Source organism: Veillonella dispar (assembly GCF_937975875.1).
Lineage (GTDB): Bacteria > Bacillota > Negativicutes > Veillonellales > Veillonellaceae > Veillonella > Veillonella dispar_B.
The window spans coordinates 1-22,839 of record NZ_CALJSP010000174.1 but is presented as its reverse complement, the minus strand read 5'-3'; the positions used below and the strand labels follow the sequence as shown (position 1 = coordinate 22,839).

Below are 22,839 nucleotides of genomic sequence, written 5' to 3'. Positions count from 1 at the left end.
CTTCTACCCATAGTTTTAAAAAGCGTTCTTGTCGTTGTACACGTGTAAATGTATCATGTTTTGGATCAGAATATCGTAAATAAGCCAATGCTTTATCACTATCTAATGTTTGATAGCCTCGTTGCAAATCGATATCTTTATTTCCGTCTGCATCCACGTGTTCCATAGTTTGTTCTACATAGATTTGTTGATTTCCTAATACATCATTCGTTTTTTTGAAAGCATTTTGGTTAACTACAACATAATATGGTATAGAAATATGAAACATATCTTCAATAACAGCTTTTGTTAAATCAATACCACCTTTTTCATAGATGCTATTGAGCATTGTTGCATCAGTCTGATCTCTGTTATCAATTTTACTATTACTAGGGATGCCAATAACATCCATAGTCTTTTGATCTAAATTAATAGATAACAAGAATAAGCTATCACTTTGACTTGGATTATTATCATCAGTACCGACAACAAGAATATATAATGGTTTATCTAAGCCTTTTTGCTCTACAGATACAGTATTACCATCTTGTTTATTTCCATTATCTCCAGATGCATCAGTTGATTCAGTAGTACCTACAATAGCTCTATATGCATAAGATACGCCAGTATACAAACCGTATCCTATACCGCCAAGTAATGCTACTACTACAATAATAGCTAATATAATTCTAGGCCATTTAACAGATGACTTTTGTTGACGTCTTCTTCTTCGACGGCGAGCTCTTGCTCGTTCACGTTCTTCCATATATAAACTCCATTATTTACAAGATTGTAACACATCATTACGACCAAGAATGGTCAAAGGATAAATAGACAGTTTTTGCTCAATAAGATGAATAATAGTGTTATCAAAACCAAGCAATACAGCTTTATCTAAATTTTGTTCTGCCACTTTACGCAATTCATCAACACCTGGGAAATCTCGATTAGGTTCTATATAGTCTGCTAAGAATATAACTTTATCTAGTTTAGACATATGAACCTTACCAGTCGTATGAACCCTAATGGCTTCCAAAACATCAGCATCAGATATGGAAAATTCTTGTTTAGCACGAATCATACCGGCTAGCCCATGTAAAAGATTACCATTGCTTAATAATTCTTGATCAGCCTCATAAGATTCAGCACTAACTAGCTTTTGCATTTCCTTCAGCGGAAGCTCCTTTGCACAATCATGCAACAATGCGGCTAATCTAGCTTTTTCCACATCAACGCCATAAAGCTCAGCTAAATGAGTGGCTGATTCAACAACGCCAAGAGTATGCTTAAAACGTTTTTTGGTCAACCATTGACTCACGCTAACTTGTATTTCATCAAATGATAACATCCTTTATTCCTTCCCATAAATATGGTTTTCTTCTATATACTCCACTACACATTTAGGCAACATGTACCGAACAGTTTTTCCAGAACGTAACCGCTCTCGTAAATACGTAGCAGATAATTTCATCTCAGGAACCTCCATAAGATGTATTTTTTCTCGTGCTTTTGGTCCTAAAATATCTAATGTTTCATCAATTGCACTAGATCCATCAGGTCTTGTAGCACCAATAAAGTGGACCTCATCTAATAATTCCTCAATAAATTTCCACGTTGGCAACGCACGAATTGTATCCGTTCCAGCTATAAAGTAAAATTCAACATTTGGTCCATAGATCACCTTAAAATGTTGTATCGTATCAACTGTATACGAAGGGCCTTCACGACGCATCTCTACATCAGAAATTTCAAAATTTGGATTATCTGACACGGCTGCTGCTGTCATAGCATATCGATGATGACTATCTATTACATCATGTTGCTTATGAGGTGGTATCCGTGCTGGCACAAAAATAACCTTCTCAAGGTTAAAACTTTCACAAGCCACCTCAGCAATCATTAGATGCCCTAAATGGATAGGATTAAATGTTCCACCTATGATACCTATACGACGTTTCTCTACCATAATAATGTCACACCCTTAATGACAATGACACAAATAATGATAAATAAGAGCAGTGCTTTTCCATAGGATATCCATTCGTATTGACCTTTTGGGGTCTGAATATATCTGTAGTATGCCCTTATTAAGTAATATACTGTTTTCACTTTCGAACTTGGCCTTCTCCAAATACAAAGTATTTATATGATGTTAGTGCTTGTAATCCCATTGGCCCACGAGCATGGAGCTTTTGAGTACTAATACCAATTTCAGCACCAAAACCAAATTCAAAACCATCAGTAAAACGCGTTGAAGCATTATGATACACAGTAGAACAATCTACTAAGTTCATGAATACTCTTGCACGCATCGGTTCATCTGTTACGATAGATTCTGAATGATGTGTAGAATAACAATTAACATGATTAATGGCTTCTTCAAGATTTTCAACAATACGTACATTTAAGTCCATATCGTTATATTCAGTATGGAAGGAATCATCTGTTAAAGGAATTGTATTCTCCATATATTGAGCTACATCTGTATCACCGTGAATGCGAACGCCATATTCTTGTAGAGCCATATCAAGACGTGGTAAAAATTCACCGGCTACCGCTTGGTGTACTAGCAATGTTTCCATAGAGTTACATACAGACGGACGTTGTACCTTTGCATTAATTGCAATTTCTAATGCCATATCGAGATTAGCATATTCATCTATATATGTATGACATACACCACTACCAGTTTCAATAACAGGAATACTACTTTCCTCTACAACACGACGAATCAGTCCAGCTCCACCACGAGGAATGATGACATCAATATATTCACGTTGGTGCAATAATACACCAACCATATCCCGATCAAGAACTTCCACAAGTTGAATTGCATCTGGCGTAATACCTAAAGATTCTAAGGTATTACGCATAATAGTCACGATAATTTGGTTGGTATGGAATGCCTCTTTACCACCTCGCAGTATCGTAGCATTCGATGTTTTTAAACAAAGCACACCAGCATCAATTGTTACATTTGGACGAGCCTCAAATATAATGCCAATAACACCAAAAGGTACCGCTCTTTTTTCAATAGTCAAACCGTTAGGCCGTGTAATAGTTTCTATAACTGAACCAACTGGACTTTCAAGAGCAGCTACTTGACGAACACCTTCAGCCATTTGAGAAATGCGGCTAGGTGTCAATGTTAATCGATCTATCATGGTTTGAGGCACATTATAATCGCCAGATTTATCTAAGTCTAACTTATTAGCGGCCATAATTTCATCGGTTTGTGCTTCTACAGCATCAGCGATTGCTAATAATGCAGAATCTAATGTACCTTGATCAATTTGAGCTAATTCAAAGGATGCCGCTTTAGCTCTTTGACCCATATCTTTACAAATTTCTTCATACTGGTTCATAGTATATCCTCAATGTAATAAAACTAGATTATTACGATGTACTGCTTCATCATAGGTTGTATTAATACCTAAAATTTGAGCTATATCATTTGTATTATGACCTCTAATGGCCTTCATATCTTCGATGCCATAGTTGATAAGTCCACGGCCAATTTCTTTACCATCATGATAAATAGAAATTGTATCACCAGGTCCAAATGACCCATCTACATCAATAATACCAGCTGGTAAAATGCTCGCTCCTTTATCTAATACAGCACGCGCACAACCATCATCAATAGTGATTGACCCTTTCAATCGTTTACCAAAGGCAAGCCAATGATGTTTACCTGATAGTCCGGCATCATGCGCTTCAAAGAGAGTACCAATTTGTTCACCTTTACATACACGACGAACAGAATCTTCCACTTCACCAGATGTGATTACCATCGGTACGCCTGAGTTTGTAGCCATATGAGCCGCTTTAATTTTAGTATACATACCACCAGTACCCATGTTAGATCCTGCACCACCTGCAATAGCATAGGTTTCATCAGTAATTTCAGAAACTGTTTCTATTAACGTAGCATCCGGATGAGTTGCTGGATTAGCTGTATATAATCCTTCAATATCGGACAAAATAATGAGCAAATCAGCATCTACAATACCTGCTACAGTAGCAGATAAAGTATCATTATCTCCGATTTTAAATTCTTCAATGGCAACCACGTCATTTTCATTAATGATAGGAATAACATTGAGTTGCAATAACGTATGTAATGTATTACGCAAATTAAGATAACTATGGCGACCAGTACTATCTTCTTTTGTTAAAAGAATTTGACCTACTGTACGACCATATTCACGAAACATACGCTCATACATATGAATAAGGATGCCTTGTCCTACTGCTGCAGCAGCTTGTTTTAATACAAGGTCTCTAGGTTTTTCCTTAAATCCTAAAGGGGCCAGTCCAGCACCTGTTGCACCAGAAGAAACGAGGATAACCTCTTTACCTTGGTTAGCTAAATCTGATAGTTGGCGTACTAATCGTTCAATGCGTTCTAAGTTTAAATGACCATTAGCATAACAAAGCGTACTACTGCCTACTTTAACTACTATTCTTTTTGCGTTGATGATAGCACTGCGCATAGAATAACCTCCTAGGGCTAACAGGTTATGTAGACCCCCATATAATACATGTTAGTAATATGACGATTTATTTAGGTAGAATAATTTTTGGTTCTTTTTTAGCTTTATATAATACACCGTTAAAGCCGATAACTTGGACTAATTCAGCACCAAGCATATCAGCTAACTCTTGGAAAATCGTTTTATCTTCAGGGCTATTATTGTGTAATTTCACCTTAATTAACTCACGAGCCATTAATGCTGCACGAGCACTATCAATAACACTATTTTCTAAACCATTTTTACCAATTTGAACCACTGGTGGCATTGTTGCTGCCAAAGAACGTAAATACCGTTTTTGTTTTCCTGTCATTATTACTCCTACTCTTGGAATGTAAAGCGTTGATCGCCAATCACAACTTCATCACCGTCTTTACAACCTTTTTCTTTCAATTTAGCATCGAGCTCCATAAAACGCCAGATGCGTTGGAATCTACGAAGAGATTGATCATCACTTAAATTTGTCATTGCCACTAAGCGTTCAATACGTTTACCTGTAATATAGAATGCAGCATCATCACCACGAGTAATAACGAATTCCACATCTGGTTTTGCTTCGTATACAACTGTATCATCAGTTGCTTCAGGCTCTGGCTCGTAGTTTTCTACATAGTAGTAAGCTCGTTCCATGAGCTCTGGTAAACCTTCACCGCTTAATGCATTGATAAGGAATACTTCATATCCTTTATCTTCAAAATATTTTTTTGTATCAGGAATTGTTGTATCATCAAAGACCATATCAATCTTATTGAGTGCAACAATTTGCTTTTTATTAGCTAATTTTTCAGAATATTTACGAAGTTCTTCATTAATAGCATCAAAATCAACCTTTGGATCGCGACCTTCCATACCAGATACATCAAGGACGTGAATTAAAATATTAGTCCGTTCTACGTGGCGCAAGAAGTTATGTCCTAGGCCAACACCTTCGCTAGCCCCTTCAATAAGACCAGGAATATCGGCTAATACAAAACTACGGTCTCCAGAGATCGTTACTACCCCAAGTACAGGTGTCAATGTAGTAAAGTGGTAAGCAGCTACCTCTGGTTGAGCTTTAGAAACCTTACGTAAAATACTAGACTTACCAACAGATGGATAGCCTAATAGTCCAACATCTGCCAATACTTTAAGCTCTAGTTGTAACCAGAACTCTTCACCAGGTTCACCTTTTTCTGCGAATGTAGGTGCACGGTTAGCACTTGTTTGGAAGCGTGCATTACCACGGCCACCACGACCACCTTTAGCAATAACAAAAGTATCACCGTCGTTAACGAGGTCACAGAAAATTTTACCTGTTTCTTCTTCTTTAATTACAGTACCCAATGGAACCGGGATAATAAGTGGCTCAGAACCGCGACCATGCTTATTGGAGCTTTCACCATTACCACCAGCAGGTGCCTTAAACTGACGTTTATATCTAAAATCTACAAGAGTATTAATATTCTTATCCGCCTTAAAAATAACGTCTGCCCCTTTACCACCATCGCCGCCACTAGGGCCGCCATTTGGCACGTATTTCTCACGGCGGAAGCTAGACATACCGTCCCCACCGTCACCGGCCTTAACAAAGACACGCGCTCTATCTATAAACATACTTTAACTCCTATGCATTATTGCTGTAATAACTCTAATGCTTTTTTAATTTGAATATCATCTAATGTACTAGATGGATTTACACCTTTTGGTAAATCCAGTTCTACATCAGGTTTAATACCAATGCCGTCAATAACACGGTCATTTGGTGTATGGTATTTGGCAATAGTTACCTTAATACCTTCATTATCAAGACTAGGGTAAATAGTTTGAACTGTACCCTTACCATATGTATTAGTACCTAAAATAGTACCTAGTTTACGGTCTTGAATAGCACCAGCTATAATTTCAGATGCACTAGCAGACCCTTTGTTAACAAGAACTACTAATGGCATTGCTACGTCTGGACCATTAGACTTATAAACATCTTTTTTCCCAGCTCTATTTTGTACGGTAACTAGTGTTCCTGGAGGCATAATATAATTAGAAATCTTTTCTGTAGTAGATAATAAACCACCAGGATTATCTCGAAGATCTAAAATTAATTCTTTCATACCTTGAGATTGTAATTCTTTAAATTGTGTTTCGAAATCATCAGCTGTATTTTCTGCAAATTGACTAATCCGAATATATCCAACTGTACTTGTGAGCATTTTGCTTTTAACAGTAGGTAACACAATAGATTCACGGGTAATATCAAAGTGTAATTTTTCACCATTACGCTCTATATCAAGGGCGACAACGGTACCAGCCTCGCCGCGAATTCGAGAGGATGCATCTTCTACAGTAATATCACTTGTAGATTGACCATCGATAGCAATAATATGATCACCAGGTTTTATGCCCGCTTTGAAAGCTGGTTGATCTTCCATAATACTAACTGCATATAAACCTTTATCATCATGACCAAGAACCATGCCTACACCTGCATAAGTGCCGGATGTTTGCATTTTCATGGATTTAAATTCGTCAGCATCTAAATAAATACTATGAGGCTCTCCCAAAGAGCCAATTAAGCCTTTAAGCATACCATCATAAAGGGTCGCTTTAGACATCGGTGTCATAAAGACTTGACTCGCAGCATAGTAGGCTACAAATAGTCTTGGTAATCCCCAGAATGAACCAGATAAGTACCAAAACGTGAGCCACATAATAACGATGCCAGAGCCTATATATTTCAATAGGCTCCACAACACCGTACGTGTATCAAATTTCATATTATAAATATCCCATAGGATCAACAGGATCCCCACTTATACGAACTTCAAAATGTACGTGTGGCCCAGTACTATTACCAGTGCTACCAGCATAGGCAATAACTTGACCTTTAGATACATCTTGTCCTTCAGAGACAGCAAGCTCAGAATTATGACCATAAAGGGTGGACATACCATTACCATGGTCGATAACTACAGCGTAACCATAGCCACCCATCCAACCAGACCAAACTACAGTACCTCCATCAGCAGCATGAACTGGTGTACCTTCATCAACACCAATATCAATACCGGAATGGTAGATCGTTGTGCCCCAAATTGGATGTGTACGATAACCATAAGGAGAAGTAATTTCACCACTTACAGGCCAACCAAGTTGACCAGATCCTTGAACCCAAGAGTAGCTTGGTGCAGACTGTTGAGCCGCAGCTGCCGCTGCTGCTTCTGCAGCTGCACGAGCTGCCGCACGTTCAGCTTGGCGAGCTTTCAATAATGCTGTAATTTGAGCGGAAGAAGCATTAAGTTCTTCCACAGCTTGCATTGCAGTAGCACGATCATTTTGTGCCTTCTGAAGAACTACTTCACGTTCTTTTTTCTTTTGTTCAATTTCAGCTTGTTTTGCTACAGCAGCTTTTTCAAGCTCTACTAACTTAGCTCGTGATTGTTCAAGAGCTTGTTTACGTGCCGCAATTTCAGCACGTTCTTTTTTAATTTCATCGATTAACTTAATATCGGAATCGATAATGCGTTTTAAGATCTCTAATCGATTTGCAAAATCGCTAAAGTCTTTAGATCCAATAACAACATCTAAATAGCTTAGACGACCATTGATATAAATATCTCGTACACGCTTATAAAATACAGCCTCTCGCCCTTCTAAGCGCTTTTGTGCTTCAGCTAGTAACTTTTCATTAACAGTAATATCATTTTCAACGGCTACACGTTGCTGTTGAATAGATTCTAACTGTTGTTGGGCCTGACGTAATTGCTCTTCAATTTGTCGCAACTGTTCAGATACACTTACAATGACAGTTTCTGCATCCGCTTTGATAGAATTTTGTTGATTAACTTGTTGTTGAATTGAATCTAATTGATTCGTTAAATCCTCATCTTCGGCAACAATATATAGTGGTGTTCCCAGTACCACCATACCTGTTAAAATTGTTGCTACAAGACGAGATTTGATTGTGTTGTATTTCATAAACATTACACCTTCATGTATTGTTTTAAAGAAATCGTACTACCAATAGCACCTACTACTATGCCACCACCTAAAATATAGATAGCCACATCATAGAAGAATGGGAACATTGGTACTAATGGGAAGAATGCTAAGGACTCAGAAACTTCCATAGTAATGAAATGGTAAAACTCACCTACACAAAGTACGGCAATTACAGCCCCCACTAAGCCCAACAACATACCTTCGATCAAGAATGGCCAACGAATAAAACCATTGGTTGCACCAACATATTTCATGATGGCAATTTCTTTACGACGGGCGAATACAGTCAAGCGAATTGTATTAGAAATGATGAATAATGTAGCTGCTGCTAAGAATGCGATTAATACAATACCACCAATTCTGATTACTTGAGTAATTCGGAAAAGTTCTTCTACAATATCTTGACCATAATGTGTACTTTCAACACCTTGGAATGTAGTGGCTAATTTAGCTGTAGCCTTAACATCACTTGGGTTATCAAAGGTTAATACATAAGAGTTTGGCAATGGATTTACATCACCTAATGCATTTACTAATTGTTGTTGATCACCGAGGCGTGCTTTGAATTCCTTCATAGCTTGCTCTTTATTAACAAACTCTAAATGCTTAAGATTTGGTATAGCTTTAATTTGCTTACCTACCGCCATAATTTGGTCAGTTGTTAAACCATCTTTTAAATAGATGCTCAATTGAACTTGGTTTTCTAAACTAGATGCCATGTTATTCAAATTGATAACACCGCAAAGGAATACACCAAGCATAAATAAAGATAAAGCCACTGTAGAAATAGATGCTAACGTCATAAGACCGTTACGCTTCATAGATTTGAGGGCTTCTTTAAAAAAGTATTTCAATGTTCTAGGCTTCATTAATTTCTGCACCTCTCATATTATCACTTTGAACGCGACCATCTTTTAGACGAATAACACGTTTATTTAAATACGAAACAAGATCCATATTATGGGTAACCATAATAACAGTTGTGCCAAAATTATTGATATGCTTAAACAAATCTACAATACCTTTACTTGTATCAGGATCTAAGTTACCAGTCGGTTCATCAGCAATAAGTACAGATGGACGATTTACAATAGCGCGAGCAATAGCAACACGTTGTTGTTCACCACCAGACAGATCCTCTGGTAAATCATTTGCTTTATCACTTAAGCCAACAAGTTCTAGTACATGACTTACCTTTTCCTTAATTACCTTTGGTTTTTCTTCAATTACTTCAAGCGCAAAGGCAATATTTTCTGATACCGTTTTGTTTGGTAATAAACGGAAATCTTGGAATACAACACCAAGTTTTCTACGTAATTTTGGAATTTTACTACGCTTCATACGCGTAACATCAAAATCATCAACAATGACAGTACCAGAATCAGGTACTACTTCATGAGTTAACAATTTAAATAGAGTTGATTTCCCTGCACCGCTGTGACCACAAATGAGGACAAATTCGCCCTCATTTATAGTTAAACACACATCGTCTAATGCAACAGAACCATTATCATAGACTTTACTAACATTCTTAAATTCAATCATGGGATCCCCTTTGATTATTTACGAGTGATTACACGTTTTACTGCTTCTACAATGTCTTTTGCTGTCAAACCATATTTAGCCATCAATTCTTTTGGCGTACCACTCTCCCCAAATGTATCTTGGACACCAACGAATTCCATAGGAACAGGCTTATTAGCCACAACAACTTCAGACACAGCAGAACCAAGACCACCAATGATATTATGTTCTTCTGCTGTTACAATAGCACCTGTTTCAGTAGCTGCTTTTACAATTGCTTCTGCATCGATAGGCTTAATAGATGCCATATTGATAACGCGAGCAGACACATTAGATTCAGCTAAAGTTTTAGCTGCTTCTACTGCAGGTCCAACCAAAGCACCACAAGCGATAATTGTTACATCAGAACCATCTACTAATGTAGTAGATTTACCAGGTACGAATGTATAACCTTCAGCTGTAACATCATCTACTCCAGCACGGCCTAAACGAACATATACAGGACCTTCATAAGATGCAGCCCATTCAACTACTGCTTCTGTTTCACGTTCATCTGCAGGTACTACTACAGTCATATTAGGTAAAGTACGCATACAAGAAATATCTTCCAAGCTTTGATGTGTAGCACCATCTTCACCTACAGTAATACCAGCATGAGTAGCACATACTTTTACATTCAATTTTGGATAACATACAGCATTCCGAATTTGTTCAAATGCACGACCTGTTGCAAACATAGCAAAGGAAGAAACAAATGGAATTTTGCCTGCTGCTGCAAGTCCGGCACCAACAGAAATCAAGTTTTGTTCTGCAATACCTACATTAAAGAATCGATCAGGGCAGACATTTTTAAATGTATCAGTTTTAGTAGATTTAGATAAATCTGCATCTAATACGATAATATTTGTATTTTCTTTACCAATGCGAGCTAACGCATTACCATATGCTTCACGTGTTGCTTTACCCATTATTGTACCCCCATAATTTCATTAACAAAGGTTTCACCTTGCTCTGCACTAGGCGCTTTACCATGCCAACCTGCTTGGCCTTCCATTTCAGCTACGCCTTTACCTTTTACAGTAAGCATTACGATACAAGTTGGACCTTCTGTGAAAGCTTTAGCAGATTCAATAGCATTATGAAGTTCATCAAGATCATGACCATTGACTTCAATAACATTCCAATTGAAAGCTTTAAATTTCTCAGGAATTGGCAATGGAGAAAGTACTTTAGTAATATCACCATCGATTTGAAGGCCATTAAAATCAACAAAAGCAGTCAAATTATTGAGTTTATAATGACCAGCAAACATTGCTGCTTCCCATACTTGACCTTCTTCAAGCTCGCCATCACCTAAAATGGAGTAAACGCGATAATCAGCATTGTCAATTTTGCCTGCCAATGCCATACCACATGCGGCAGAAATGCCTTGGCCTAAGGAACCTGTAGACATATCTACGCCAGGAGTATGTTTCATATCAGGATGGCCTTGTAACATATGGTCAATTTTACGTAAATTCAAAAGTTCTTCTTTAGGGAAATAACCTTTTTCAGCCAATGTAGCATATAAAGCAGGAGCTGCATGACCTTTAGAAAGGACAAAACGATCTCTATTTGGAGCTTTTGGATTTGCTGGATCTACATTCATTTCTACATAGTACAACAAGGCCATCACATCAGCGATAGATAAAGAACCACCTGGGTGACCGGATTTTGCTGCCGTTACAGACTGAACAATACTAACGCGAATAGCTTTTGCCTTCTCTTGAACTAGTTGTTTAACATCTTGTGTTAATGTAGCCATAGAGACCTCACTTTCTGGATTGGATCCAATATATTAATAATCTTTAAGTAATGAAATAGCGATTTCTGCATTGCGTTGAGAGTTTAAACGCAATGCTTCAATACAATCATAAGAGGATTGATACTCTTCTCTGGAATTTAAGAGCTTATGACATCGCTGATATAGCGCCTCTTCTCTAAGATGTGTCATTGTTCCTATTGGTTCCTGACCGATCATATGTAAGAAGCTTGTAATTTTAGGATCGTAGGAAATACCAATAACAGGTTTCCCCATTAAAGAGCTAAATACTAGAGCATGAAGACGTATACCAATCATTAGATCCACATTCCCCGATAAGGATACTTGTTCCTCTGTAGAGAATGGGCCTTCAAGAACAATAGCCCCCTTTGGCATATAACTAGCGATAATTTTAGCTTCTTTTGTATCCTCTGGATGAGACATAGGAATAAAAATAATTTCTACCTCATCTTGCTCTTGTAATCGGCTCAACACATTGGCTAATGATTCACGATATTCTGTATCATCTTTCCAACTACGAACAGCAACACCAATTCGTTTTGGATTCTCTATAGATTTAGGTAGTTTAGATGTATAGCCTTCTAAAATACGTTTACCGATAGACAAATCTGCCGGTTGCATAGCCAAAACAGCATCAGCTGTAACCTCTACATCTTCAATTCCTAAGGACTCTAATTCAGATTTTGAAATAGAATCACGAACTGTAATGGTATCCACAAATCGCAATATAAAGCTAACAGCTCTTCGTGTAGAGGGACGATTTAAAGGCCCAATACCTTGAGAGTAAAGCATTACCTTTTTTCCCATCATTTTAGCTAAAGCCATAATACTTAAATAGTAATATGTATTACGAATACTTGTAGCATCTTGTAAAAGACTGCCTCCACCACTGATCACTAAATCAGAATTGGCAATTGCCTTTAAAATACCAAATGCGGAAAATGTCCCCACTGCATGAATGTTATGTTTTTTGCTTGTCTCTGTAGGATTACCAGAAATAACCGTAATATGCGCATCTGCTTCCTCTTTGCGAATGGCATCGATAATGGCACAAAGCATTGCTTCATCGCCAGCATTACCAAAACCATAATAACCAGAGATAACAATATTACTCATGGTCAACCTCCCGCGCTTGGAACCATTGTGTTACATACATCATGAAACGTACAGCAATGATAAGAAGCAAACCTAAGAGAGCACCAATTAATAAACCATCATATCCACGCATAATAGACATGAATACAGGAGTTCTAATATGACAGAATGTTTCAACCATTGAAGCTATGCCGATAACACCTGCAATAGTTAATAAGAAATGGATTACTGTAGGCCATTTACGTAAGAATGCAAACGTAGCCAACATTAATGCTGGGTGACCAATAATGAACTCTTTTTCTCTAGGTCTTGCATACAATGTATTTTCAAGGAAACGACGAAGCATAAGTTCAAATCCTGGTACAGGAACACCTGCTGTATGACCACTGCGGCCAACAAATACCCATGCCACGCCACCAAGAGCAGCCATTACAAAGAATACGTAAAATTTAACATCCATTGTTAAGAATTCAACTACAAATTTCTTTGCTTCTTCTTTAGAGTTAATCATACGACCTTTCCACAAAGGGAAACGTTGTAAGTACGCGATGATGACCAATACAATTGGAAGTACAAATGTTAACTTAACACCTCTAAAGATAGCAAATTCCATAAAGAATTTCGTATTTCCTAATAAAGATGCAATATACATACCGCCAATAGCCGCAAATAATGCAGCAATTACGAGATAAAGCACTGCTAATACGGTAGATTTAATAGCACCTAATGGACGAGCTCCATCATAACGACGCCATTCCTCCATCAAGCGAATCATGGCACCTACAGGAGCCATAATAGCACTAGATAAAGCCCAGATTTGAGTAATCAATGTACCACTTGTAATGATGAATAATACTACAGATACAAGGGAAATGCCAAAGAATGCTACCAATTGTGTATGTTTACGCATTGGAACTAACATTTGAGCAACATAAACGAATAGCGCAATAGCACCAATCATTGTGATGACAACTAATAAAGGATTTGGCGTATAAGGAGGATAAATATCAGCAGGACCGAATTCATAACCTTTAGTAGATAATTTTTCAGTGGTCATCCCAATATAGTTAATAGTTGTTTGTAATACTGTTTCATTGTTTACACCTGTTTCATACATAGGGAATAAGTTAAAACGAATATTACGTTCAATATCACTAATATAGAATCGTTGAGCTGCTTCTTCTGGAGTGATTTTCTTTAATTCATCCTTAGCAATTGTATATACACGGCCCACACTATAATTATCTTTAGCAGCCATTTCCAAGAAACCTTGTTGTGGCTCATATTGAAGTTGGTTAACGGCTTCAATACCAACTAGAGGAATATGATTCTTATGTAATAGTTCTAATGTTTCATCCGTTAAATCAGGAGCTCCTAGGGCCTCTTTACCAGCAAAGATCATGCCTGTTACATGTGGAATTCCTTCAAGACGCTTAAACACATATTGGAGGTCATCTGATGTTACATTTCTGTAGTTTGTAGGACGAACTATAACATTAAATCCACGATTAGCAACTTCTTGAGCTTGTAGCTTGGAAATACCAAGATTCATTTTTAGATAGCTATCAGCGGTAGCACCATATAATTCAAGGACCGGACCAATACTAGTATTAAGCTCTTTAACTTTATCTTTACCAATACGATGATACAAGTCTTCGCGAATTTCTTTATAATAGCCTTCTTTACCTGAAATTAATGCTACATAGGTTGCACCATTTTTAACGGATGCCCCATTAATACGCACTGCATCCATCTCTTCGGAGCTTAACACCTTAACTTGACCTGCATCTTTAGCTTTTTCTAAGGTACGATCATAAATGGCAAATGCTGTTACACCTGCATTACGAAGTGCATCAAAAGCCTCTTGTTGACTACGCTTTTCAAAGGCATTAGCTCTTAGAACAGCATCATAATCTACGATATTTTCAATATGATTTTGAGATTTTTCAATCTGATGGCGTTCAAATACCAAATATAAAGAGGATACAAGTCCCACGATAATACAGAGTATTAGAATCCAAGAGTACTTACTTTTTTGTGTATTCCGATGATTCACGATAAATCCTTTCTAGTTAAGTACAGGTTTAACTTTGATGTGAATTTCACCATTATCAACAGTTAAGCTTTCAGCTTTCACAGGAATTGGGAAGTTATTAAAGTTATAAACTTCTGTAGCCTCTAATACATTAGATGTCAAACCTGGGATAGTAGCACCATTAATGGTGAACTTTTTAGGTGCGAATAGTAAAGTATTATCCTTTAATTCTAAGTTGCCATCTAATCTAACAGAACCTTTAAATACCATGCCAACATTCATATTACCAGTTAAGCTGATGTTATCTTTATTGATGTTTACTTTTACATCTTGAATTTCACTACCAGCTTGAGTGCTTAAGAATTTAGCCAAATCTTCATTAGTCACAGTACCTTCGATACTAGAACTACCTACACTTACTACATCAATTTCTTGGCTAGCCAATAATGAAATTGGATTTACAAGAATTTGTGTTGCATCATAATTGAAGTTTGCAAAGTTTAATTTACCAAGTTTTACATCATCTAAAGAACCATATACATGATCAGCTTCACCATAGAGTAATTTAAATCCTGGTTGAGACTCAACATTTACTGTTTGAGAAGATGGTTTTAGTGAATCATTTAACTGTTTTTCAATACGGGAACTAATATAAGAAGGTAATAAAAATTGAGTTGCTGCTGCTAAAGCAATAATCAGCACTAATAGGAATAGTAAAAACTTTTTCATAAGAACTCCTAAATTGTTAAATTCGCTTCTTTTTTCAAGAAACCTTCCATAAATTGATCTAAATTACCATCCATAACGGATTGTACATTCCCTGTTTCAACCCCTGTGCGATGATCCTTAACGAGATTATATGGGTGGAATACATACGACCGAATTTGACTACCCCATTCAATCGCTTGATAGGTACCACCAATTTGCTCTTTAAGTTCTGCTTGTTTTTCTAATTCTAATTCAAATAATTTGGCGCGCAATAATCGTAATGCTTGTTCCCTATTTTGCATTTGAGAACGTTGAGTTTGACACTGTACTACGATACCTGTTGGTCTATGCGTCATACGTACAGCAGAATCAGTTTTATTAATATGCTGACCACCAGCACCGCTAGCTCTATATGTATCTACTTGTACATCTTTCATATCAATATTAATTTCTACTGTATCATCAATTTCCGGCATTACATCAACAGCAGCAAAGGATGTATGACGACGTGCAGCAGCATCAAATGGTGAAATACGTACTAGACGATGTACACCTTTTTCAGATTTCAAATAACCAAAGGCATTTTCACCTTTAATTAAAAATGTAGCAGATTTTGTGCCCGCCTCATCACCTGGTTGTTCATCCATCAATTCAATAGAGAATCCTGCTTTTTCAGCCCAACGCAAGTACATGCGAATTAGCATGGAACACCAATCTTGTGCCTCTGTGCCACCTGCACCGGCATGGAATGTTAAAATCGCATTATTAGCATCATATTCACCACTAAGCAATAAAAGAACTTCTTGTTTCTCTACAGTTTCTTCTATTTGTTGAACATAATCCTTGATTTCACCTTCTAGAGAACAATCATCTTCCTCTATTGCCATCTCAAGCATTACATTAGCATCTTCAATATCACTAACAAGTTGTTTATAGCTTTCTACAGCATTTTTCAATTGTGTGGCTTCTTGAGAAATCTCACGAGCCTTGTCTGGGTCATCCCAAAATGTAGGGTCGCTCATTTGCACATCAAGTGTAAAGATTCGATCTTCTTTCTGAGCGATGTTAAAGTGAATCCCTCATTCCATAAATACGTTCTTCTAGATTAGAAATAATAGGTTTTAAATCTTCTAACAATTTATGTTCACCACCTTTAACTTATTAGCTTATTACATCGATAAACTATCACCTTAATAAAATAGAAAAATGGCCGTTGCCCAGAAGGAAATCCCATTGAGCAACGTGCCATTCACAAATCTTAATCTATGTTTTGTGGCTCCAACACATCTTCATGATGGGGTTGTGCACCTTCTAAGTGGTCAACTGGTTCTTCAATTTCTTGAATCAATTGTGCACGAATTTTGTACAACGCCATGATTGTTTCATCTTGGATAGCAGCAATCATGTTTTGGAACATATCAAAGGCTTCAAATTTATATTCCACCAATGGATTTTTTTGGCCATATGCACGAAGGCCGATACCTTCACGCAACATATCCATATTATCCAAATGTTCCATCCATTTGTTATCAACAACGCGCAACATAATAGCCTTTTCAAGTTGGCCAAACATAGCATCACCAAGCATATCAACGCGATCTTGATACTCAGCATGAGCAATTTCAAGCAAGCGTTCTAATAATTCTTGACGACTATATTCTTCCATATCTTGAGGAGTCATAATATCTTCGGTTAAGAAATATTGACTCAAGTGCTTGTAGAGACCTTCGTAATCCCATTCTTCTGGATATAATTTCTCATCTGCATAAGCATCTACAGATTCAGTAACAAGTTTATCAATCATTTCATTGATTGTGTCACGTAAGGACTCATTACGTAAAATACGACGACGTTGTTCGTATAATACTTCACGTTGTTGATTCATAACATCATCATACTCGAGTACATATTTACGAATATTATAGTTATGATCTTCTACTTTCTTTTGAGCACGTTCAATAGATTTAGTAATCAAAGAATGCTCAATAGGTTCATCCTCTTCCATGCCAAGTTTATCCATAATGCCTGTAATATTGTCAGCACCAAAGATACGCATCAAATCATCTTCTAAAGATAAGAAGAATTGAGAGGAACCTGGGTCACCTTGACGACCAGCACGACCACGCAACTGATTATCGATACGGCGACTTTCATGACGTTCAGTACCTAAGATGGCCAAGCCACCTAATTCAGGTACACCTTCACCTAATGTAATATCAGTACCACGACCTGCCATGTTTGTAGCAATTGTTACCATGCCCATTTGACCAGCATCGGCAACAATTTCAGCTTCTTTTTCATGATGTTTAGCATTCAATACTTTATGTGGTACGCCTGCACGTAATAACATATCTGAAAGCTCTTCAGATTGTGTAATAGATGTAGTACCAATCAAAATAGGTTGACCAGTTTGATGTCGTTCTACAGCATTACGTACTACGGCACGATATTTAGCAGCCTTAGTTTTAAAGATTTGATCTGGCAAATCTACACGGGCTAATGGTTTATTTGGAGGAATAGGCAATACTTCCAAACCGTAAATATCGATGAATTCTTTTTCCTCAGTCTTAGCTGTACCAGTCATACCAGCAAGCTTTTTATACATACGGAAATAGTTTTGGAATGTAATAGAAGCCAATGTTTGACTTTCACGTTCAACCTTCAAGCCTTCTTTAGCTTCGATAGCTTGATGTAAGCCATCAGAATAACGACGACCAAACATCAAACGACCTGTAAATTCATCGACGATAACAACTTCACCATCTTTAACTACGTAATCAGTATCGCGATGCATCATAGCATAAGCACGTAAAGATGCACCAAGTAGATGGTTTAACTCGATGTTTTCTGCATCATACAAGTTTTCAACACCAAGCATTTTTTCGACTTTTGCGATACCAGAATCAGTAGGTGCAATAGTCTTTTGTTTTTCATCAATTGTATAATCTTCATCTTTTACAAGATGAGGAACAATTTTAGCTAACTTGTAGTAATTATCTGTGGAACGTTGACCAGGACCAGAAATAATTAATGGAGTTCTCGCTTCATCGATAAGAATAGAGTCAACTTCATCGACAATTGCGTAATTCAATGGACGTTGTACCATTTGAGATACATCAGATACCATGTTATCGCGCAAATAGTCAAAACCAAACTCATTATTTGTACCATATGTAATATCACATGCATATGCTTCTTTACGTTGGTTATAATCGAGATTAGCCACAATAAGACCTGTAGAAAGGCCTAAGAAGTTATATAAACGACCCATTTGTTCACTATCGCGAGTAGCCAAATAATCATTTACTGTAACAACATGTACGCCGTTACCTGTCAATGCATTTAGATATACTGGCAATGTAGCAACTAATGTTTTACCTTCGCCAGTACGCATTTCTGCGATATTACCTCTATGAAGGCAAATACCACCGATCAACTGCACATCAAAATGACGCATACCTAACACACGTTTAGATGCTTCGCGAACTACAGCAAATGCTTCTGGCAAAATGTCGTCTAACGTTTCCCCTTTTTGCAAACGACGTTTAAACTCATCGGTTTTTGCTACTAAGTTAGCATCACTTAATTTAACATAATTCGGTTCAATTTCATTAATATGATCAGCAATAGCACGCATTTTTTTAATTTCTTTTGCGTTATTATTGCCTAATAGCCTTTGTAAAAAGCTTAACAAACAAATCACTCCTCTATAGGACATCTTACATTATTTTATCTAATTTATTATAACGAAAATGCCTTGAATAGTCAAAGAATTCAAGGCATTTCACGATTATTTATAGCATTTTATAAAAAAGGTGGATGACTCAAAATGGTCATCCACCTTGATATAATAATCGGCTGATTTAAAAAGTAGAAAGGAGTTAGGATTATTGTCAGCCGATATTATAGGTTATTGTAATTCTGGCTCAATCAAACCATAGAATCCATCATGTCTACGATATACTACGTTCATTGCTTCTGTTTCAGCATTGAAGAACATAAAGAAGTCATGGCCAATAAGATTCATTTGTAAGATAGCTTCTTCTACATCCATAGGACGTACTGCAAAGTGTTTCCGTTTTACAACTTCGATAGTTTCCTCTTCTACAGGAGCTGCTAAAGCTTCAGGATGGAAAGCTTCTTGTTTTTTGAAGCGTTTTGCTAAACGAGTTTTATGTTTATGGATTTGACGTACGATCTTGTCTATTACTAAATCAATAGCTGCATACATATCATCGTTTGTTTCTACACCGCGAAGAACGATCTTATCAACGAAGCATGTAAGTTCAACAGTAGATTTATCTTTAACAACGGATAAAACCGCTTGTGCATCTAACTCATCATCGAAGTAACGAGTTAATTTGCTCAATCTTTTTTCGATGTATGCTCTTAGAGCATCTGTCACTTCAATGTTTTTACCTCTGATTGCTACTTTCATAAGTCAACACCCTTTCTAAAAATCATCCACGAGATACGAGTGTGTAGTAATTTTTTACTTATCTCTCGTGTTATATTTAGTATTTCTACATCAAGGTATAAAACTCCTCTTTTTTTCAAAAGAATTTTTATATTTTTTGCAGAATTATAAATATTATTTCCAGTAACAATCGAAAAACTCCAACATCATGCGATATCGGAGTTTCTTTATATGTTGCTTTTATGTATTTTTTGGTATGTTATTACGCTTTTACAACGTTAGCAGCTTGAGGGCCACGGTTACCATCAACGATATCAAACTCTACATTTTGACCTTCTGTCAAAGATTTGAAGCCTTCGTCTTGGATCGCAGAGTAATGTACGAATACATCGCTACCGTCTTCACGTTCAATAAAACCATAACCTTTTTCTGCGCTAAACCATTTTACTTTACCTAACATGGTAACATCCTCCTAAAAATATATATATTGTCTTACTGTCTTGCACTACACTTGTATCATAACACAGCATGTATAAAATATCAAACAATAATATTAACGCTTTTAATGAATATACAAATATATCTTATTGATAATTCATCCCCTAAAAACTACTTTAAAACCTTTATTTATCTATATTATAAATATTTCCGAACAGCACATTAAATTATTACATAATTTTATAATCATAAAATTATATGAATTAAAAATTATTACTCCAAAATATATATGTATAAAATATTTATATATCACAAATATTTATAGCAATAATCGTATTTTATAGATTAAGAAAAGCCTAAAAGCGCTTATTTACAAGGGTTGAACAGATACGGATAAAATAAGTCATCAAATATATTAATAGATATAAATCGATTCATATATTAAGAAATTTAATATCTACAAATTTGGTTATCTTTAAAAATACAAAAAAAAGGAAGCAAACTCTGAATTTCAGAACTTACTTCCTTTTATGTTAGAAAATATTATTATAAAATTTTCGACAAGAACAATTTTGTTCGCTCATTTGTTGGAGCATCAAATACCTTTTCAGGAGTATCATCTTCTAAGATTAATCCACCATCAACGAATAATACGCGGTCAGCTACTTCTTTAGCAAAGCCCATTTCATGAGTAACAATAACCATCGTCATCCCTTCTTCTGCGAGAGACTTCATTACATCTAGAACCTCACGAACCATTTCTGGATCGAGTGCAGATGTAGGTTCATCAAATAGCATAACTTTTGGTTTCATCGCTAGGGCACGGGCAATAGCAACACGTTGCTTTTGACCACCAGATAAGGAATCAGGATATGCATTAGCTTTATCTCCTAACCCAACGCGATCAAGTAAAGCTTGTCCGATTTTCTTAGCTTCATCACTAGAAGTTTTACGAACCTTAGTTTGAGCTAATGTTAAATTTTCCATTACAGTCATATGTGGGAAAAGATTAAAGTTTTGGAATACCATCCCTACTTCAGCACGAACTTCATTGAGTTTAGACTTATCAGAAAGATCCATACCATCTACAATTACCTTACCAGATGTAGGCTCTTCTAAGTAGTTCATAGTACGCAATACTGTACTTTTACCAGAACCAGATGGACCAATTATAACGACAACTTGACCTTTTTCTATATGTAAATCAATGCCCTTTAATACTTCATTTTTACCAAAGGATTTATGTACATTTTCTAATTTAATCATTTAATGCTATATTTCCTTTCAAGGTAACCAACTAATTGTGAAATTGTTACTGTCATAATAAGGTAAATAACAGCAACTGTACCCCAGATTTCAAAGGATGCATACGTTTTAGCAATGATTAATTGACCACGACGTGTCAATTCTTCGAAACCAATTACAGAAACCAATGAGGAGTCTTTCAACATAGCAATAAATTCATTACCCAATGGTGGGATAATTGCTTTGAAAGCTTGAGGCATGATGATATAACGCATAGTTTGACCCCAAGTTAAACCAAGAGATCGACCTGCTTCCATTTGACCTTTATCGATAGACTGGATACCAGCACGGAAAATCTCAGACACATATGCACCAGAGTTAATACTACATGCGGTAACAGCTGCAATAAATGGATCAATACGTTGTCCTGTAATCATTGGCAAAGCAAAATAAATCAAGAAGATTTGTACCAATAACGGTGTACCACGAATGATATCTACATAACATTTTGCTAATAATCTAACTACAGTAAATTTAGATAAATTTGCTAAGGCTACTAATAAACCGATAAAGAAACCACAGCCAACAGACATAGCTGTAATTTCTACGGTTACAAGTGCACCTTGTAATAAGAGCGGTAAATTATCCGCAATTAACCCCCAATTAAAACTCATGATCTCTCCTATTATTTAAATTCTACCACTACTGGCATATCAGCAGGTGCATCTACATTAAACCATTTTTTATATAATGTATTAAATTCACCATCAGCCTTCATATCTGCAATTGCTTTATTGATTTGTTCTTGTAAATCTTTATTATCTTTATTAATTGCTAAGCCCAAATATTCTTTTGTATTTGGATATGCCATAAATTTAATATGTTGATCTGGATGTTTAGTACTGTAATATTGAGCCACTGGCAAATCAATAACAGTTGCATCAGCACCACCATTTTGTAATTCTAACAAAGCTTCATTACTATGGTCAAACTCTTTTACAGTAGTACCTTCGATTTTATGGGCTAAATCTGCACCAGTAGTACCTAATTGGGCTGCAATTTTTTT

23 protein-coding genes are annotated in these 22,839 nt (G+C 36.5%); all 23 read right to left on the bottom strand.

Going from position 1 to position 22,839, the window contains the following annotated elements; translation table 11 throughout:
• On the bottom strand, positions 1-745 hold a 745-nt coding region (locus Q7P05_RS08725; protein ID WP_303931680.1), incomplete at its 3' end, for an LCP family protein.
• A 12-nt stretch (positions 746-757) separates the two neighbouring features.
• On the bottom strand, positions 758-1,327 hold the full coding sequence (gene yqeK, locus Q7P05_RS08720; RefSeq protein WP_303931678.1) for a bis(5'-nucleosyl)-tetraphosphatase (symmetrical) YqeK: 570 nt from the start codon (positions 1,325-1,327) through the stop codon (positions 758-760).
• Positions 1,328-1,330: 3 nt separating this feature from the next.
• Positions 1,331-1,945, bottom strand: a complete 615-nt coding sequence (gene nadD, locus Q7P05_RS08715; protein WP_119206729.1) for a nicotinate-nucleotide adenylyltransferase — start codon at positions 1,943-1,945, stop codon at positions 1,331-1,333.
• Positions 1,946-2,084: 139 nt separating this feature from the next.
• Positions 2,085-3,344 (bottom strand): glutamate-5-semialdehyde dehydrogenase, encoded by a 1,260-nt coding sequence (locus Q7P05_RS08710; protein ID WP_303931676.1) that lies wholly within the window; start codon positions 3,342-3,344, stop codon positions 2,085-2,087.
• A gap of 9 nt (positions 3,345-3,353) precedes the next feature.
• The gene (gene proB, locus Q7P05_RS08705) at positions 3,354-4,475 is read right to left on the bottom strand and encodes a glutamate 5-kinase (protein ID WP_303931675.1); all 1,122 of its coding nucleotides are present in this window, start codon (positions 4,473-4,475) and stop codon (positions 3,354-3,356) included.
• A gap of 67 nt (positions 4,476-4,542) precedes the next feature.
• Positions 4,543-4,827, bottom strand: a complete 285-nt coding sequence (gene yhbY / locus Q7P05_RS08700; protein ID WP_024066152.1) for a ribosome assembly RNA-binding protein YhbY — start codon at positions 4,825-4,827, stop codon at positions 4,543-4,545.
• A gap of 8 nt (positions 4,828-4,835) precedes the next feature.
• Positions 4,836-6,107 carry a GTPase ObgE gene (gene obgE / locus Q7P05_RS08695; protein WP_005386821.1) on the bottom strand — a complete coding sequence of 424 codons (1,272 nt, stop codon included), beginning with the start codon at positions 6,105-6,107 and terminating at the stop codon, positions 4,836-4,838.
• Positions 6,108-6,124: 17 nt separating this feature from the next.
• Positions 6,125-7,264: a S41 family peptidase gene (locus Q7P05_RS08690; protein WP_303931673.1), complete on the bottom strand. Its 1,140-nt coding sequence runs from the start codon at positions 7,262-7,264 to the stop codon at positions 6,125-6,127.
• A gap of 1 nt (position 7,265) precedes the next feature.
• The gene (locus tag Q7P05_RS08685; RefSeq protein WP_295780810.1) at positions 7,266-8,465 is read right to left on the bottom strand and encodes a murein hydrolase activator EnvC; all 1,200 of its coding nucleotides are present in this window, start codon (positions 8,463-8,465) and stop codon (positions 7,266-7,268) included.
• A 5-nt stretch (positions 8,466-8,470) separates the two neighbouring features.
• A complete protein-coding gene (gene ftsX, locus Q7P05_RS08680; protein ID WP_303931671.1) occupies positions 8,471-9,358 on the bottom strand; it encodes a permease-like cell division protein FtsX in 888 nt (295 codons plus the stop codon).
• Positions 9,348-10,034 carry a cell division ATP-binding protein FtsE gene (gene ftsE, locus Q7P05_RS08675; protein ID WP_119206734.1) on the bottom strand — a complete coding sequence of 229 codons (687 nt, stop codon included), beginning with the start codon at positions 10,032-10,034 and terminating at the stop codon, positions 9,348-9,350. The genes ftsX and ftsE overlap by 11 nt, the downstream gene beginning before the upstream one ends.
• A gap of 14 nt (positions 10,035-10,048) precedes the next feature.
• Positions 10,049-10,981 carry a transketolase family protein gene (locus tag Q7P05_RS08670; protein ID WP_005386832.1) on the bottom strand — a complete coding sequence of 311 codons (933 nt, stop codon included), beginning with the start codon at positions 10,979-10,981 and terminating at the stop codon, positions 10,049-10,051.
• Positions 10,981-11,817: a transketolase gene (locus tag Q7P05_RS08665; protein WP_303931668.1), complete on the bottom strand. Its 837-nt coding sequence runs from the start codon at positions 11,815-11,817 to the stop codon at positions 10,981-10,983. The genes Q7P05_RS08670 and Q7P05_RS08665 overlap by 1 nt, the downstream gene beginning before the upstream one ends.
• Before the next feature lie 33 nt (positions 11,818-11,850).
• Positions 11,851-12,951: a polysaccharide pyruvyl transferase CsaB gene (gene csaB / locus Q7P05_RS08660; protein WP_303931666.1), complete on the bottom strand. Its 1,101-nt coding sequence runs from the start codon at positions 12,949-12,951 to the stop codon at positions 11,851-11,853.
• Positions 12,944-14,986 (bottom strand): DUF5693 family protein, encoded by a 2,043-nt coding sequence (locus Q7P05_RS08655; RefSeq protein ID WP_303931664.1) that lies wholly within the window; start codon positions 14,984-14,986, stop codon positions 12,944-12,946. The genes csaB and Q7P05_RS08655 overlap by 8 nt, the downstream gene beginning before the upstream one ends.
• A gap of 12 nt (positions 14,987-14,998) precedes the next feature.
• Positions 14,999-15,694, bottom strand: coding sequence for an LmeA family phospholipid-binding protein (locus Q7P05_RS08650; protein WP_119206738.1), 696 nt, complete (start codon positions 15,692-15,694; stop codon positions 14,999-15,001).
• A gap of 8 nt (positions 15,695-15,702) precedes the next feature.
• Positions 15,703-16,810, bottom strand: a protein-coding gene (gene prfB / locus Q7P05_RS08645; protein WP_295793020.1) for a peptide chain release factor 2 whose coding sequence is annotated in 2 segments (ribosomal slippage) — positions 15,703-16,752 and positions 16,754-16,810 — 1,107 coding nt in all. Because the reading frame shifts where the segments join, the coding sequence is not laid out codon by codon here.
• A gap of 121 nt (positions 16,811-16,931) precedes the next feature.
• Positions 16,932-19,367, bottom strand: coding sequence for a preprotein translocase subunit SecA (gene secA, locus Q7P05_RS08640; RefSeq protein ID WP_303931660.1), 2,436 nt, complete (start codon positions 19,365-19,367; stop codon positions 16,932-16,934).
• A gap of 216 nt (positions 19,368-19,583) precedes the next feature.
• On the bottom strand, positions 19,584-20,111 hold the full coding sequence (gene raiA, locus Q7P05_RS08635; protein WP_005386845.1) for a ribosome-associated translation inhibitor RaiA: 528 nt from the start codon (positions 20,109-20,111) through the stop codon (positions 19,584-19,586).
• A 241-nt stretch (positions 20,112-20,352) separates the two neighbouring features.
• Entirely contained in the window at positions 20,353-20,550 is a 198-nt protein-coding gene (locus tag Q7P05_RS08630) for a cold shock domain-containing protein (protein ID WP_005386847.1), read from the bottom strand.
• A gap of 524 nt (positions 20,551-21,074) precedes the next feature.
• Positions 21,075-21,794 carry an amino acid ABC transporter ATP-binding protein gene (locus tag Q7P05_RS08625; protein ID WP_005386848.1) on the bottom strand — a complete coding sequence of 240 codons (720 nt, stop codon included), beginning with the start codon at positions 21,792-21,794 and terminating at the stop codon, positions 21,075-21,077.
• Positions 21,791-22,447, bottom strand: a complete 657-nt coding sequence (locus Q7P05_RS08620; RefSeq protein ID WP_105089103.1) for an amino acid ABC transporter permease — start codon at positions 22,445-22,447, stop codon at positions 21,791-21,793. Before Q7P05_RS08620 ends, Q7P05_RS08625 begins: the two co-directional genes overlap by 4 nt.
• Before the next feature lie 11 nt (positions 22,448-22,458).
• On the bottom strand, positions 22,459-22,839 hold a 381-nt coding region (locus tag Q7P05_RS08615; RefSeq protein ID WP_303931658.1), incomplete at its 5' end, for a transporter substrate-binding domain-containing protein.